The sequence below is a fragment of the Methanolapillus millepedarum genome (assembly GCF_032594115.1).
GTDB lineage: Archaea > Halobacteriota > Methanosarcinia > Methanosarcinales > Methanosarcinaceae > Methanolapillus > Methanolapillus millepedarum.
Genome location: NZ_CP131060.1, coordinates 603,754 through 621,111 on the forward strand (window position 1 = coordinate 603,754; position 17,358 = coordinate 621,111).

At 43.2% G+C, this 17,358-nt stretch carries 10 protein-coding genes and 1 pseudogene; 5 read left to right on the forward strand and 6 right to left on the reverse strand.

Annotated elements, in window-relative coordinates; translation table 11 throughout:
• Positions 1-108 precede the first annotated feature (108 nt).
• Positions 109-2,088 (forward strand): annotated as a pseudogene (uvrB, locus tag MsAc7_RS02945) (excinuclease ABC subunit UvrB); the annotation flags it as partial.
• 183 nt (positions 2,089-2,271) lie between these two features.
• Here the strand turns inward: uvrB and MsAc7_RS02950 are convergent.
• From MsAc7_RS02950 to MsAc7_RS02970, 5 genes are all read right to left on the reverse strand, one after another.
• Positions 2,272-3,015 carry a PD-(D/E)XK nuclease domain-containing protein gene (locus MsAc7_RS02950; RefSeq protein WP_338103105.1) on the reverse strand — a complete coding sequence of 248 codons (744 nt, stop codon included), beginning with the start codon at positions 3,013-3,015 and terminating at the stop codon, positions 2,272-2,274.
• 37 nt (positions 3,016-3,052) lie between these two features.
• A complete protein-coding gene (dinB, locus tag MsAc7_RS02955) occupies positions 3,053-4,153 on the reverse strand; it encodes a DNA polymerase IV (RefSeq protein ID WP_338103106.1) in 1,101 nt (366 codons plus the stop codon).
• Between the two features lie 104 nt (positions 4,154-4,257).
• Positions 4,258-4,863, reverse strand: a complete 606-nt coding sequence (locus MsAc7_RS02960; protein ID WP_338103107.1) for a FumA C-terminus/TtdB family hydratase beta subunit — start codon at positions 4,861-4,863, stop codon at positions 4,258-4,260.
• Positions 4,864-5,727, reverse strand: coding sequence for a fumarate hydratase (locus MsAc7_RS02965; protein ID WP_338103455.1), 864 nt, complete (start codon positions 5,725-5,727; stop codon positions 4,864-4,866).
• 189 nt (positions 5,728-5,916) lie between these two features.
• Positions 5,917-6,198 (reverse strand): hypothetical protein, encoded by a 282-nt coding sequence (locus tag MsAc7_RS02970; protein ID WP_338103108.1) that lies wholly within the window; start codon positions 6,196-6,198, stop codon positions 5,917-5,919.
• A 450-nt stretch (positions 6,199-6,648) separates the two neighbouring features.
• On the opposite strand from MsAc7_RS02970, the gene MsAc7_RS02975 reads away from it, so the two are divergent.
• The 4 genes from MsAc7_RS02975 to dnaJ all read left to right on the forward strand — a co-directional run bounded on the left by MsAc7_RS02975 (position 6,649) and on the right by dnaJ (position 12,076).
• Positions 6,649-6,975, forward strand: a complete 327-nt coding sequence (locus MsAc7_RS02975; protein WP_338103109.1) for a hypothetical protein — start codon at positions 6,649-6,651, stop codon at positions 6,973-6,975.
• Positions 6,976-7,338: 363 nt separating this feature from the next.
• Positions 7,339-7,989, forward strand: a complete 651-nt coding sequence (locus MsAc7_RS02980) for a nucleotide exchange factor GrpE (protein WP_338103110.1) — start codon at positions 7,339-7,341, stop codon at positions 7,987-7,989.
• Positions 7,990-8,556: 567 nt separating this feature from the next.
• Positions 8,557-10,389, forward strand: coding sequence for a molecular chaperone DnaK (gene dnaK / locus MsAc7_RS02985; RefSeq protein WP_338103111.1), 1,833 nt, complete (start codon positions 8,557-8,559; stop codon positions 10,387-10,389).
• Positions 10,390-10,927: 538 nt separating this feature from the next.
• The gene (gene dnaJ / locus MsAc7_RS02990) at positions 10,928-12,076 is read left to right on the forward strand and encodes a molecular chaperone DnaJ (RefSeq protein ID WP_338103112.1); all 1,149 of its coding nucleotides are present in this window, start codon (positions 10,928-10,930) and stop codon (positions 12,074-12,076) included.
• 300 nt (positions 12,077-12,376) lie between these two features.
• Here the strand turns inward: dnaJ and MsAc7_RS02995 are convergent, their stop codons facing one another.
• Positions 12,377-17,341 (reverse strand): SdrD B-like domain-containing protein, encoded by a 4,965-nt coding sequence (locus MsAc7_RS02995; protein ID WP_338103113.1) that lies wholly within the window; start codon positions 17,339-17,341, stop codon positions 12,377-12,379.
• Positions 17,342-17,358 lie beyond the last annotated feature (17 nt).

Below are 17,358 nucleotides of genomic sequence, written 5' to 3' on the forward strand. Positions count from 1 at the left end.
AAATATAATAAATAAGCACATTCAAATATAAGCTCAAGTAATGAAACATTCCCAAATCAGTTAAAATAAAAAATAATTTAAAAATAAAAACGAATCGGAAGACATTTTATGACATCACCGGATGACAAACGAGATCTTAAAATTAAAACCCGCCGTCGCGATTCTCCGCCGTTTGAATTGGCCGGCGACATGACGCCGAAAGGTTCGCAGCCGGATGCGATTGCCAAACTCACCGCAGGGATTAACGACAGCAAACAGTTCCAAACGCTTCTCGGCGTGACCGGTTCCGGAAAAACATTTACGGTCGCAAATGTTATTAAAAATATCAACCGCCCGACCCTTGTCATCGCGCACAACAAAACATTGGCGGCGCAGCTTTACAACGAATTCAAAGAGTTTTTTCCAAACAACCGCGTCGAATACTTCGTTTCTTATTATGATTATTATCAGCCGGAATCATATATCCCGGCCAAAGACCAATACATTGAAAAAGACGCTCAAATCAATCCTCAAATCGAGCAGATGCGCCTTGAAACAACGGCTTCTCTCGTCTCCCGCCGCGATGTCATTGTCGTCGCTTCCGTCTCCTGCATTTACGGTCTCGGAAACCCGGAAAACTTTGAAAATATGGGATTTGAAGTGGCGGTCGGTGACAAAGTAAACCGGGCTGAAATCATTTCAAAATTGGTGGACATTCAGTTTGAACGAAACGACCTTGATCTGGCACCCGGACGCTTCCGTGTTAAAGGAGACACAATCGACGTCATCCCCGGTTACTACAAAGATGTTATTCGGATTGAGTTGTTCGGAAATGAAATTGACCGGATTTCGGAAATTGATATGCTGAACAATGTCAAAAAGTTCGACATGGATTCTTTTACCATTTATCCGGCCCGGCACTATGTGATTCCGGAATCCGAACAGGAACGCGCCATTGAAGCGATTTTGGAGGAACTCGAAGACCGCCTTCCGGAACTCGATATGCTGGAAGCGCACCGCCTCAAACAAAAAACGCTTTTTGACATGGAAATGATTCGGGAAACCGGCAGCTGTAAAGGAATTGAAAATTATTCCATGCACTTTGACAACCGAAAACCGGGGCAGCCGCCATATTGTTTGATTGATTATTTCCCGGACGACTTTTTAATGGTGATTGACGAAAGCCATCAGACGCTGCCGCAAATCCATGGCATGTACAACGGCGACCATGCCCGGAAAAAATCTTTAATTGATTACGGATTCCGCCTCCCAAGCGCTTACGACAACCGCCCGCTCCGGTTTGAGGAATTTGAAAAATATATGAAAAATACGATTTTCGTTTCGGCAACGCCCGGCGATTATGAACTTGAACAGTCGGCGCAAGTGGTTGAACAGGTGATCCGCCCGACCGGCCTCGTCGATCCGGTTGTCGAAGTCCGCCCGATCAAAGGACAAGTGGACGACATCATTCGGGAAATTCAACGGGTGATTGCCAACGGCGACCGCGCGCTCGTGACAACGCTCACCAAACGTTTGGCGGAAGAACTCACCGAATATTTGGCGCAAGCCGGCATCAAAACCCGGTATTTGCACTCCGACATCAAAACGATTGAGCGGACCGAAATTATCCGAAACTTGCGGCTCGGCAACTTTGACGTTCTCGTCGGCATCAACCTTCTCCGGGAAGGACTGGATATTCCCGAAGTCGGTTTTATTGGAATTTTGGACGCCGACAAAGAAGGATTTTTGCGCGACGCCCGAAGTTTAATCCAAATCATCGGCCGTGCCGCCCGCAATTCCAATTCCAAAGTCGTTCTTTACGCCGACAACGTGACCGGCTCCATTAAAAGAGCCATGGAAGAGACCGAGCGCCGCCGGAATATTCAATTGGCGTTTAACCAAGAACACGGCATTGTGCCGCAAACCATTAAAAAACCGATTCGAGAAAAAGTGGCCGACATCAGCGATGTGAAACACATTCCGAAAGCTGAAATTCCGAATTTGATCATCGAATATGAAGCGGAAATGAATTTGGCCGCCGAAATGCTGGACTTTGAGCGCGCGATTCAGCTCCGGGATACGATTCGCGATTTGGAACGGAAAATGCGCGGAGAAGATACACGGGCGGACGAGAAGGAAAAATGGGTGGCGGAGCAGAAAGAGAAAAAAAAAGCGGAAGCGAAAGAGAAGAAAAAAGCAAAAGAATCGGAAGAAAATGAAGGAAAAGTTTCCGAAACAAAACCGATCGCAAAGAAATCGAAAAAATGATTTTTTATTTCATTTTTTCATAATTCATTCAATCGGAGAAATAATCACTTTCAGATTCATGCCATCTTTTGATTTTTCTTCCAAATCTTTCGCCAATCCGTGAGGATTTTTCAATAATCGAGAGGGATCAAAGATGAATAGAATCAGATTCCGGCAACCATTATGCTTTTCATAACGACCGATATCTGTCAGCAACTGGCCACCGACGTCATAATCTCTTAAATTCGGACGAATGAATTTCACTTCAAGGAGCGTTTCAATTTCCGGAATGTAAAAATCAACTCTGGATTTTCCGCCGGCACATTCGGGAACATAATCTTCCGCCCGAATGTCTTTGTAAAACAGTTTTAAAATGGCGTGGATTGCATTTTGAGTGTCGTATTCGTCATTAAATTCATATTTTTGTTTCCTGTAACCACTCATCTGAGTTGCGAATTTATCAAAATTTTGAAGGGTTTTTGTGATTTCAAAATTATTTTTTTGAACCGGTGATGGAAAATCCATTAACGCTAAAAGTTTTCCTTTCAGCTTTTCATATGTTGTTTTATCTTGGTATTTGGGACCGTTTCTGAGTTCAATAAATTCTTTCGTAATTTTGTCGTCCGGAAAATAAACATGCAGGAAACGGGATGTTTTTTCAAGCCAGATTCGATAACTTCCGCCGGATATGTAATATGTCCCATCTTGTCTCCTTTTGGTTCGTTGGGCAACAATCTCATCCCCTTCTGAAATAAAAGATTGAATCATTTGCCGAACATCTTCATTCATCTCATCTCATCCTCATTTTACCAATTAAATCCCAATTTCAAAAGAAATCCGACAACTGCATTTGATTCGCGTCGGTCTTTTTTAATTTGGACACCCCGACGCTGATTTGGCGGGATTTTTTGTGCTGTGCATTAGCGTCGATCAGTTCCAAAAGCATTTCCTGCGCGTAGCGTTTGAGTATGTTGATATCCGACACATGAACGCTGTGACTTTTGGATTTGGACGCCGTTGAAAAATCGTAAAAACGCAAGCTGACGGTGACGGTTTTGTAAAACATTTTTTTGTCGGTGAGAAGTTTGTGCACTTCTTCGCAGACAGCGTCGCAGCCAAGCGAAAGAGCTTTTGAATCGGCTGTAAATGGGCTTAAGGAATAAAACCGGCTGATGGATTTGACGTCGGCCGTTTCAATCACCGGCGCATTGTCAACGCCGTTTGCGATGTCGGAGAAAAACAGACCGGTTTTTCCAAGTTTTTCAAACAAAAGGCGTTTGTCGGTTTTGGCCAAATCGCCGATGGTTTTGATGTTGTAAAGGTCGAAGAATTCGTTTGTTTTTTGGCCGACGCCCGGAATTTTCGTGATTGAAAGCGGTGACAAAAATGAAAGTTGATTTTCCGGCAAAACGACGGTCATGCCGTTTGGTTTTTGGAATCCGGACGCGATTTTAGCGGTTGATTTGTTCGGCGCGATGCCGACGGAACAGGTAATGCGTTCGGCCGCAAAAATTTCATTTTTGACGGTTTCGGCCAGCCTCTTGGCATCGTCATATGTTTTGACCGAGTCGGGAAAAAGAGCGTAAGCTTCGTCGATGCTGACTTGCTGAACCGTTTTCATGTATTTGCCGATGATTTTAATGATGTTGTCCGACACTTGTTTGTAAAGGTCGCGGTTCATAGGCAAAAGAATGACGTCCGGACACAATTTCATGGCTTCGGAGAGCGACATGGCCGAATGAAGTCCGAATTTGCGCGCCGGATACGACGCTGCACTGATGACGCCGCGCGGCGCGTCTTTTTCCAAGGAATACGTTTTTGAGCAAACCGCAACGGGTTTCTCTTTTAAGTCGGGACGGTCACGGATTTCAACAGACGCGTAGAAACTGTCCATATCGATGTGCATCACAATGTTATTTTCGGACATAACGGTTCATTTTTTTATTTGTTGTTTTTTAAATTCATTTTTGAAAAATTTCACTCACTTTTACTCTATATTTAATCATAGGGTTTTATTATAATGTTTTTGTTTCAAACCGATTTTGAAATCTCCAAAAACTCTTTCTTCGCCTTTTCCTTCACATCTCTAAACAAATCATTCCCATACGCATCAACACCGGCAATCAACGGTCCGAATTCTGTCACCGACAAAACCCAAACGGCCTCCGGCATTCCCAAATCGTCCCAATAAACCGTTTCGACTTTTTCAATCATATCAACCGCCAAAGCCGCACAACCGCCGGTGTACGACAAATAAACGCACTTTCCGTCCAGTGTTTTGGCAATGTTCTCCATGCCGCCTTTTCCGATGAGGGCGCAGACGTTGTGCGCCGATAAAACTTTGGGCGTCATTTTCGTCATCCGATCGCTTGTCGTCGGTCCGGCCGCCACGACTTTCCAAATGTCGTTCTCTTTTTTTTCCATCACCGGCCCGCAATGGTAAATGACGGCGCCTTCTAAATCAAACGGGAGCGGATGGTTTTTTTCGTCGAATTCAATCATTCGGGCATGGGCTTCGTCGCGGGCGGTCAGAATCGTCCCGGTCAAATAAACTGTGTCGCCGGCTTTTATTTTCAGGATATCTTCCGCTGACAGCGGTGTTTTGAGATAATGCGTCTGAACGTGGCGGTCCGGCATTTATTTCCCTCCGTCGTAGACCGCTGTCGCGTGACGGTTCGCCCAACACTGGATGTTGACGGCGACCGGAAGGGAGGCGGTGTGGCAGGACGCTTTTTTGATGTGAACGGAAAGAGCGGTCGTATCGCCGCCAAGTCCCATGCAGCCGATGCCGAGAGAATTGACGGCCTGCAAGATGTCGGCTTCCATTTCGGCCGGTTCGCGGGTTTCCGTGCAGATTTCTCCACAATCCATCGGCAAAAGCAAGGCTTCTTTAGCGAGTTTTGCCGCCTGATTAAAAGATCCGCCGATGCCAACGCCAATTACAACAGGCGGGCATGGTTTTCCGCCGGCGTCCAGAACGGTTTTGGCGACGAATTCTTTGATTTTTCCGACTTCCGTCGGGTTAAACATGCGGATTGCGCTCATGTTTTCGGAACCGGCGCCTTTTGGTGCAACGGTAATTGTGAGCGTTTTTCCGGGAACAAATGAATAATTGATTTCCGGAAGCCCGTTTCCGATATTATTTCCGGTGTTGTGGCGGGTCAGCGGGTCAACAACATTTGGCCGGAGCGGAATTTCGCGGGTTGCCCGAACGCAGCCGTTTCGAATCGCGCCTTCAATGTCAAAGTCAAGGCAAAGGCCGCGTCCGATTTCGACAAAAAAGATAAAAATACCGGTATCCTGGCAAATCGGGATGCCTTTTTTGGCGGCGAGATCAATGTTTTTCAGAATGGAATTCAGTTGCGTTTTCGCAACCGGATTTGATTCGTTTTCGGCAGCGTTTCGAATTGAAAGAATGACGTCGTCGGGAAGAATTGTCTCCGCCTCCTGAAGAATTAAAAAAACGGCGTTTGCCACGGAATCAAACGAAAGGGATGGAATTTGTATCAAAAAATCACCTGAAAAACTGAACTGTTTTAGACATAAATGAATCCAACGTTTATATATTCATGGAAACGGTTTTTGAAGGTTGATTAGAAGGGCGGGCAGCCGTGCGTTATGGCGACACATTTTTCTAAGTGTCGAAAAAAACTGGGGTTCTTTTTGATTTTATTTTTAAAATCAGATGCCTCAGTTTTTGTTTTCAATTTCGATTTTAAATTCGTTGCTCTTTTTGATTTCAATTTCGATTTTAAATTCGTTGCTCTTTTTGATTTCAATTTCGATTTTAAATTCGTTGCTCTTTTTGATTTCAATTTCGATTTTAAATTCGTTGCTCTTTTTGATTTCAAGCAAACCATCCCGTTTAATCAGACGCAATAGCGTCTGATTAAACGGACTTCCATGGAATGAATTGGGTATAGTGGTTGCAGATGCAGTCGGAAAATAGAAAACACCAGGTGCAAGTTGCAAAATAGAAACAGCAGATGCAATCAGAAAATAGAAAACGGCAGATACAAACTGAATTATAGAAAAATGGTTCACTTGAAAATTTAATTCAAATCTATTATTCAATTCCTGACGACTGATCTTTTTGAAATTCTCAGTGGCCTGTAATCTTTATATCCGTGAAATACTTATATATGGAAAATATAGTTACTCGTCAGGGTATTTATTATTTATATATGTAAACTTCGTATACGGTTTGCTTTGCCACAAGTAAATTTGAGTTTAATTTATAAGTTGACCTTTTCAATTCTCACAGTTTTATTTTCGGTTCCAATTTCCAATTCAAAGGTGGTGTCATCTATCGCAGCTAAGAGATATTCCAATCATTCCCGTCAAAAAAGTTATTTTAATTTATCGTCTCTCAAAAACAATTACGTGAAAACTTTCGCTTTATCTTTGGTCATGGCCTTTTTCATGGTTTTTACACTGTATGGACTTTACGGGATGCTCGTGACGCGCAATATCCCGATTCCGATTGCTGTCATTTTGCTTATTTTCGCTGTCCTTTTCGTGATCGGTTATGAATTCTTCGACTCAAGGCTCGCCAATAAAAAATCGGCGCTCGGTATCGGCTTCATTTTTTCATTGTTCTTGACAATCGTTTTGACGGCGCTCATCAATTTCTGTTTGATGGCTTACCATGGCGATGTCACCGGAATCGGCTGGGAGAAATTCATTATTGTATTTGCCGTTTGTTTAATCATTTCGGTTTTATTACTTAAATACGCTGAAAATTACTGAATGGTTGCGTTTTGACCCAAATTGGAACGAAACCAACATTCCTTTTTTATTTTTTTCGTTTACTTGCATCTTCATTTCTTTTATTTTCTTCAGGCTTGACCCTTTTTTCATTCATTTTTGAGTTAACCGACAAATTTATCAAATAGATTTTTATTTATGAATTTATATTTATTAGTGTTTATTTAGGATTCATGAGTTCCGGATTTTCGATGAGTTTTGTTGAAGAATAGATACTAACTTATGGTGAATAGTTCAATTGATTATTTTATATTTTAAAAAAACTAAAAATAAGAGAAATGTTTAAATATGAAGAATTCCATTGGAATTTTGTTTAACTCTAAGAATTGGAGAGGCTGTAAAAACATGGCATACAAAAAAGAAGACAAAACGTGTTATTCTGAAGTTCCGTCGGAAGAAGAATTTGAGACGGAAGCGGATGATGATCTTGAGGCATGCTGCGAATGCGGCGGCACCGGAAAGGCAGATCATCACGCAAAAGGCCGCAAGACCGACAAAAAGAGCGGACAGAATGATGCGAAATCAATGCTTTCGGAAGAAAATGCCGCTTTAAAACAAAGAGTGGATGATTTAACAAATAAGTACCTCATGATGGCGGCAGACTTTGAAAATTATCGAAAAAGAAGCGCGAAGCAAATGGAAGAATCCCGAAAGTTTGCGCTTGAACCGATTGTCAAAGATTTAATTGAAGTGGCCGATAACTTTGAAAGAGGGATCTTGTCCACCGAAAAAACCGGTAAAATTCATGATGCGTCCCTGCTGGAAGGTTTGAAAAATACGCACCGGCAATTCATGTCCATCTTAGAATCTTACGGCGTTGCTAAAATACCGGCCGAACCGGGTACCGAGTTCGACCCGCATTTGCATGATTCCGTCATCCAAGTCGATACAAACGATTTCCCGGACGGAACAATTGTCAATGTCTTTACCCCCGGATACACTCTTCACTCAAAGGTAATCCGACCGGCATCGGTGTCGGTTGCCAATAACATTTAAATTTAAAGCAAAAAAACAACAAAAATAAACAAAAATAAAAAACAAACAAACTCGATCTAAAAATGAATAGCATCCAACCCCCAACCCAAAATTTGACATTTCGACAAAACACTCAGTCCACCGCCCGGCAAACGGTTCAATCTCCAAAATATGAACCTCAAATTAAACCCCGAAAACCGCCGAAATATGAGCCCCAATTGCCAAAAATGTCCTCGAACGATTTAAAAATAAAAAGTGGCGAACTCATAAACTCATAATTCATAAACTTCACATTTCAATTTATTGTTTACTCATTTACTCAATTTGTTTATTTCAATAATTAAAAAATCATTAAAAAACGATTTATTATTCCATAAATACAAATTAAATCTAAATAAAACTCTAAATAAACCGCATTAAAAAATTAAAACTAAACAAATCACATCAACAAATTAAACCAAATAAATTACATTATAAACCAAATAAATTACATTATAAACCAAATAAATTACATTATAAACCAAATAAATTACATTATAAACCAAATAAACCACATACAAATTAAAATCAAACACAGGTGAAATAAATATGGCAAAAATATTAGGTATTGACCTTGGTACAACCAACTCTTGTATGGCGATTATGGAAGGGGGCGAACCCACAGTTCTTCCAAACGCTGAAGGCGGCAGAACAACCCCCTCCGTCGTCGGCTTTTCCAAAAAAGGCGAAAGGCTTGTCGGGCAAATCGCAAAGCGTCAGGCGGTTTCCAATTCCCAAAACACCGTCCAATCCATCAAAAGACACATGGGCGACGCGAATTACAGAGTGACTCTCGGCGGTAAACCCTACACGCCGCAAGAGATTTCCTCTATGATTCTTCAAAAATTGAAAAACGATGCTGAAGCCTACCTCGGTGAAAAAATCACCCAAGCCGTCATCACCGTTCCGGCTTACTTTAATGATGCACAACGCCAAGCCACTAAAGACGCCGGAACCATCGCCGGACTTGAAGTCCTTCGTATCATCAACGAACCGACGGCTGCCGCTTTGGCCTACGGATTGGACAAAGAAGAAGGATCCAAAGACCAGAAAATCTTCGTTTACGACTTGGGCGGCGGAACCTTCGACGTTTCAATTCTTGAACTTGGCGACGGCGTTTTTGAAGTTTTAGCGACAAGCGGCGACACCCGTCTTGGCGGCGACGACTTTGACAACAGAATCGTCGACCACCTCGCTGCCGAATTTAAAAAATCCAACGGCATCGACTTATCCAAAGACTTGGCCGCTCTTCAGCGCTTGAAAGATGCCGCCGAAAAAGCGAAAATCGAACTTTCCGGCGTGACCAGCACCAACATCAACTTACCGTTCATCGCGCTCGGGCCCGACGGCGACCAGCTCCACATGGATATTGACTTGACACGCGCCCAGTTTGAGAAAATGACGGCCGACTTGCTTGAAAAAACACTCGTTTCCATGAAGCAAGCCTTAAACGATTCCAAATTATCCATGGATAAAATCGACAAAGTGATCCTCGTCGGCGGTTCCACAAGAATGCCGGCCGTCGTTGACTTGGTGGATAAATTCACCGGCAAAAAACCGTACAAGAACATTAACCCTGACGAAGCCGTCGCCATCGGCGCCGCCATTCAAGCCGGTGTCTTGTCCGGGGAAATCAAAGACGTCTTGCTCCTTGACGTGATTCCGCTTACCCTCGGTATCGAAACCCTCGGCGGCGTATCCACACCGCTCATTGAGAGAAACACAACCATTCCGACCAAAAAGAGCCAAGTCTTCTCAACGGCCGGCGATAACCAGACGTCCGTTGAAATCCATGTCCTCCAAGGAGAACGCAGTGTGGCTTCCGGCAACAAAACGCTTGGACGATTCATCCTGGACGGTATTCCGCCGGCACCCCGCGGCATCCCCCAGATTGAAGTGACATTTGACATTGACGCCAACGGAATTCTCCATGTCGGCGCCAAGGATCTCGGAACCGGAAAGAAACAGTCCATCACCATCCAAAAACCGGGAGGACTTTCCGAAGACGAAATCAACCGCATGGTCAAAGACGCCGAGCTTCACGCCGACGAAGACCGCAAAAAGAGAGAAGAAATCGAGACCCGCAACAACGCTGAATCTTTGATCAACGCCGCCGAAAAGGCCGTTTCACAAGCCTCCGATGTTGTTGAAGTAACGGACGACCAAAAGAAAGCCGTTGAGTCGGCTGTCGCCGCGCTTAGGTCTGCTCTGAGCGGAACCGATATGGATATGATCAAGAGCAAAACAGAAGCTCTCGAAAACGCTGTTTACCCGATTTCCGAAGCGATTTACAGAAAAGCTTCCGAAAACGCTCAACAACAGCAAAATGCCGACAAATCGGATGACCATGTTATGGATGCTGAATACGAAGATAAAAAGTAACGGCAAGACAAAGCAACCGCAAGAAAAGCATTTCAATGATACGGATTGAACGGATGGAAGTTTCTCAATTTCCTCATCCGTTTTCTTTCCGGCACTTCAAGCCTGAAGACCCCTGTAAACACTAAAACCCCAAAGCAAATAAACCACACAAAAACGGAAAAACGGATTTCACATAATTTTCACATAATTTTCACATAATTTTCACATAATTTTCACATAATTTAATCACTTCACGTCACATAACAGACCCAAAACCCAATTCAACAAACATAACAAATAAACAAAAAAAATCATACCGAATCTTAAAAATCCATAAAAAAACTCAAAAGAAGGAACATCCATGACAGCTATGCTTAAAGACGGCTTGAGCTGAAATGTATGTTCCTTTTTTTATCAAAAATGTTTTATCAGATGTTTTATATTCTCCTTTATTCTTATCATCATCCCGCATCGACCATTTAGATTTTTATAATATTCCACATTCCGACATTCTAATTCTGACATTCTATATTCCGATTCATTTTTCACTCTGATCATTATGGCAACGAAAAAAGATTATTATGAAATCCTCGGCGTATCTAAGGACGCGTCCGAAGATGAAATTAAAAAGAAATACCGGAAACTGGCGATGGAATTCCATCCGGACCGGAACGATTCACCCGAAGCGGAAGAAAAATTCAAAGAAATCTCGGAAGCTTATGCCGTTTTGTCCGACTCGGAGAAACGCGCGACCTATGACAAGTTTGGCCATTCCGGATTTGACAGCCGGTATTCAACGGAAGACATTTTCAGAGGCGCCGATTTCAGCGATTTCGGTGACATCTTCGGCGACATTTTCGGAAACATTTTCGGTGCCGGATTCGGCGGTTCCAAACGCCGCGGTCCTCAACGGGGCGGTGATTTGCAATACGATATCCGGATGTCGTTTGCCGAAGCTTACGCCGGAAAAACGATTTCAATCGACATTCCGAAAACAGCCACTTGTGACACCTGTTCCGGCTCCGGCGCAAAACCGGGAACCGTCCCGAAAACCTGTCCGGAATGCCGCGGTTCAGGCGTTGTTTCCAAAACAATGCGCACGCCTTTTGGAAATATGCTGACTCAATCGGCTTGTCCGACTTGCGGCGGCACGGGACAAAAAATCGAATCTCCTTGTCCGAAATGCGCCGGCAAGGGAAAAGTCAAGACTGTCAAGAAGCTTTCCGTCACAATTCCGCCGGGCGCCGACACAGGAATGCGTATCCGCTATTCGGGAGAAGGAAACGCGGGTGATGTGGGCGCGCCGCCGGGCGATTTGTATGTCGTCGTCCGCGTGGACCCGGACCCGTATTTCAAGCGTGAAGGCGATGATGTTTATACAAACGTGAACATCAGTTTTGTTCAAGCGTCTCTCGGCGCCGAAATCACGGTGAAGACAATGGGCGGCGATGTGACGATGACGGTTCCGGAAGGAACGCAAACCGGAAGCACTTTCCGCCTGAAAGGCAAAGGTTTTCCGCATATCAACAGCAAAACGACCGGCGACCAATTTGTGACCGTTAATTTGGAAATCCCCAAAAAGCTGACCAAAGAACAGCGGGACCTTTTGGAACAATACGCCAAAGTGTCGGGACTGCCGTCCGTTGGTGTTAAAGGAAAAAGTAAAAAAGACAAAGGTTTTTTCGGAAAAGTCAAAGATGCACTTTGAATATGAATCATAAAATTTAAATTAAAAAACTCGGTTGAAAAGGAGGGACTTCCATCGTTTTCAACTTTTTTTCTTTTTATAATGACAAAAGTATTTTGCCTGCGATTTTTAAGAAAGATAAAAACATTTGTTTATTCATTTCAATAAAAATAAAAACATTTGTTTATTCATTTCAATAAAAATAAAAACATTTGTTTACAAATTCCAAAAAATGTGTTGCAATAACATGCGCTATGGCATGCAAAAAATAAAAAATAAAAATAACAGCAAATCCGCTGTTATTTTTTATTGAATTTTTTATTATTCTCTTTGTCTTTGTTTTTGCTCATTTTTTCTGTAGGCTTTGGCAGTCAAAAGAATTTCAATGATGAAGAATGCCGCCAAAATAATATCGGGCGATCTGTAAATGATTTTTCCGAAATGCCAGTTGTAGAAGTAGAAGAAAGCAATGACAACAAAAATCGCCATGATGACTGCCAAAATGTGGAACTTCATGAGCTTCTTCGGGTCAGCCACTTTACCGGACCTGATGCCGTAAATCGTAAACAACTGCCTCAATCCCAAAATGATGGCAGACAGCATGATGAGTAATCCGATAAAGGAATAATCATCTCCGCCCCAGCCTCTTTTGGTTCCCGGGTCAGTCGTATTACCGTTATTTTCCGAATCACCGGTTTGGTTGCCGGTATCCAAGGAAAGACCTTCTCCTTCTGAATCATTTCCATTGTTGCCGCTATCGTTGCCTCTCACCGCGTCCAACAGACCGGTGATGGTTGCTGTTCCGACACGTCCGCCGGAAGTATGTTCATAGTAGAATCCTCCAAGAACACCACTAAACTGATCCGCGCTTGTTCCGCTGACTGCCGTAACTTCCAACAAATACGATTTGTAATTGTCGCTACCGTTGATTTTTTGGTCGTCATGGAAAGCCGAGGCGCGGTTCAAACCGGCCGGTGGTTTCACTTGAACATAATAATTGCCGACATCGCTGATATGGAGGTAGTAATATCCATTGGCATCTGTTTTTGTCTCGGAAACGGAAACATTATCGTTGTCCAGCAAACTCACCGTCACATTGGAAACCAAAGATTCATTTTCACGGTCAAAGATACTGTCTTTGTTTTTGTCATTCCAAATAACACCGCTGGCGTATGATGCGCCGATACCAGTTCCACCGCTCACGGAAATATCTTCATTTCCAAGAGTGTAGTTGCCGGTCTTCCATTCCAACGATGGACCTTCTTTTTGGTTGAATGCACTGCCATCCGGCTTGAATCCCGGCTGGACTTTGAGAACAAAGTAATAGTCATCGCCCTCAAACCAACCGTCTCCGGACGCTTTTTCAAACAAATAATCGTTTTTGCCGCTGTTATCACTTGTGTTGATTGTCATCTGTTTTTGTCCGGCGGAATTGTAAAGTGTCACCGACTCGACCCAGCCGGATGCGTCGACAAACGACACATTGAAACCCACCGGCTCCAAGTCAAAGTCCGCCGTATAGCTTGCTTTTGGAGCTTTGGCAATTCCGCTTTGAGGAGAAATCAGAAGCGTCGGAACTTTTAAGCCGGCCGGAGGAGTACCGACTGAAACGGTATAACTGACTTCTTCCGGATTGACAAAAGCCTCTAACGGATAGGAATAAGCTCCGGTTAAGGTTGTTGTATTAGAACCGCCGCTGCTTGGACCGTCATCGTTTATGGTCACTTCCTGTCCTGAAACATTTTTGCCGTTTGCCGTCACGTTTCCGGATAAGGTTCCGTTATATTTGACAACAACGTTGACGTCAACATAAGCGGTATTTGTACCATCCGTGTAGCGGTAAGTCAGAATATAAGATCCCGGAGTGTTGATATCAAAAGTTGTACTCTTTCCGCTGCAAGATTCGTACGTAAAGTTGTTCTGGTCAAGAGAAACTCCACCCTCCCCGGTCACATTCCGGTGGAAGTATTCATCCCATGAAGAGCCGGAAGGAACATTGGTATTCCAAAGCACTGTCTCTGAAATCTCATCAAATTCAATGGCGGGATTGCTTTCCCGAATAATAATTGTCCGGGTTGCGATTCCGACTTGACCGTCTTCATCCGGTTTGGTGTAGTAAGTGATGAGGTAGGTTCCCTGAGTTCCTGAATTGACGGGAATGCGGCTGGCCTCCGGAATCGTCACTTTATTTCCGGGAGCAAAGTTCGGGTCATCTGCGCCTGAGATCTTTTTGATATACTCTTCATTTGTAAATTCGGTGATGCTTGTTTTTGAGGCGGGTCCCGAATCCGGTGTAAAAATGATGTCCACTTTCGAAAGATTGATTCCTTTCGTAAAGTCATCGTAGGTGTAAATTGTCCACCAGTCCGGAATCGGATCGCCGGTCTTTACCGTTGTTGATGTTCCAAGTGCTGTTGGGGAATCTGCGGACGTGTTGTGTCCCAGAATAATCGGACCATCTGAACCCATGAGCTGAACAGCGCCGGTGAAACCGCTGTTGCTTTTGAAAGTCTGATTGAACCGGTAGAGGGTTTGACCGATTGCCAAATTATTACTGGCATTGATTTCGGGGACATTTGGAACCTCAAACGGCAAATAAAGCCTCAAACTGTCTCGGTTGTCCATTGTATTAAATACAACTTTGACCGCTGTCATTTTGTTAAGGTCAGACAGATCCGTTTCTGATTTTTTATCTATATCAAATGTAATTTCCGTCCAAGTATAATCAGCCGTGAAGTCTCCATTGTCATTTAAAGCACTGTCTGTGACTTTATCTGTTGTATAGAAGACCGAATAATCGTCATCATTCAATCCGGAAGAAGGAACAACGGTTAACGGGCCATTGATAACCGGCTTCCACCCATTGCTTTTCGGCAAGATGAAATAAACTTTGGAGTCAGAATAAGAAGTGGTACCGTAATTAATGGCATACAGTTTGAAATCCGAATTGTTGCCGGGCATAAGCCTTGGATAAGAGTCCGAAACACCCGGACGGTAAGAGACATATCCGCCGGAAGTATTTGTACTGACACCGGTTACAAGGACATTTGGCAATGTTGTACTCAATGTTCGAGAGTAACTGAAATGAGACCCTTGTGAAACCGTCGCTGATGTTCCGCTGATATGGCAATCTTCCAATTTTGAGTTCCGGCCACCTGAGCCACCGGTTCCTGATTCTGTTGCATCGGGGTCCCATGTTGTCCACAAGACACTGGTATCTTTAAAGGTAATTGACATCTCATCATAATCATCCGGCACTTCCAAATCAAACTGGACGGTGTAATGAGAAGGATTAAATTGCAACCAGAATCTTTCCGATTCGTCGACGGTCTTCTTCAATTTTACTTCAACCAGCTGACCACCTTTTGACGGGTCTGTGTCGTTTTTATAAACTCCGGCATTCGGATATGTTTTTGTTTCAAAGGTGATCTGATTTCCATCTTTATCAAATACAGACGAGCCGAGAGTATTTCCGGAATAAAGAGATACATTTTTCACCGCCAATCCCGGAGGAATGCTGAAATAAGCAACCGGATTTGGATATACGCTGGTAGCGACCGGATTCAGTGGGTTCGTGCGTAACGCAGAATAATAAGGATAGGAAGAAGCGTCAAACTTACTTGTAAGTTTTAATGATTTACCGGGTTCAAGAGTCCCGCTTACGCTGAAATCATGTATGTAAGGAGTCACATTGTATCCATCAACGGCTTGGAGAGTGATGCCCGCAATATCGGAAAGAGTGCCTGTGTTATCTCCTCTCATTGAATAACTAAATTTCTGATTTCCGGAAATGGAATCCGTAATACCGACAAAGTGAATCAAATGGTCAAAGGAATAGGACTGATGACCACTCGAAACAGGTCTCATTTTAAGCAAACCGATAATTTCCAATGTGACATCGTCCCCCGGTCCAAAAATCAACCCTTCTGAAGATAAATTGATTTGATCCGATGATAAACTCGGTTGATCAAAGAGGTACTCATTTCCGACAGGATCTGTTATCTTAATGCTTGAATATTGTGTATCATCACCGTTTTTCGGAAGCCGGATATGTGTAATTGTCACATTGTCCGGGACCTCAATTTCCATTGTGATATCTTCGCCGGACAGGACACTGCCTTCAAATCCGATTCGGAATAGTTCTTGATAATAAAGAGGGTGAAGAGAGTTGCTGGAGCTGCTGTATTGTTTGGAATTGTTGAGGAGATAATCGCCCGTGGAAACCGCCTTATAAAAAGTTGCTCTTGTGAATTGCCCATCCACAGCTGTGAATTTGGAATCAATTGTATGTGAGACATATGAACCGTCGGTGTAACCGATTGAACTGGTGTTTAGGTCCATCCATGAGCCGCGGCCGTTCATTTGAACGGAAGAGGTAACAGAAAGAGATGTAAAGTCAATTTCCGGAACATTGGAACCGTTTTTTTGAAAATCCTCAGAGATCCAAATGATGAAGGATTGAGTTTGAGGAGCGGTTAAATTTATTTCTGTCAGCGGGGTGACACTTGTCATATTTGTTTCATCCAGATAAAAAATCACAGGAGAAGTTGTAGGATCTAACATCCAGTTTTCATAGGTTTTTGTGACCCCATCTACGGTAATATTTACTGTTGAAAAATTAAGTTTAAATCCGGTTGTGGAATTATAGGCTGCCCCCGTTAAACCTGAATAAACATATTGTGCGCGAACCGACGTATCGCCGTTTTTTCCGGATGGTAAAAGAATGGGATTAATCAGATTAATTGTACCAGTCGTGGTCAACTGAGGATATTGACAAACCACAGCGGCCATTAAATTTGAAACTTCTGTGCTGTCTTGGTACAATGTCGCCATAATATCTGCTTTTTCACCCGAGTAAGCCGTCGAACCTGCAAAGACACTTACATCAAATGATATCCCTTCCACATTTTGAAACGTATATTCAATGTAATCTGAACTCGAATCAACATTTGTAATTGTTCCGGACAAAACAGATGGAATACCGTTTTTTGCTGTATAATCCGAAAAACTGAATCCGGAGTCGGGTTCGGATGTATTATTATTTTTTAAAGAAATGTTCAAAACATTGGTTCCTGTAAATCCGGATGGAATATTGACGTCAAAAGTAATTTTACTTGATGTGTTCAATAAAATAACCCGATCTGTTGTAGTCACCTGAACCGGGTCTTTCCATGAGCCGTCGATTGCAGCATCATCTGCCGCAGCCGGCATAATGAAAGTTGCCATTAAAATCATAACAATAAGAAGACTGATACTGATTCTTTTCATACTATTTTTATAACCCATGATGAAACCTTCCTCTT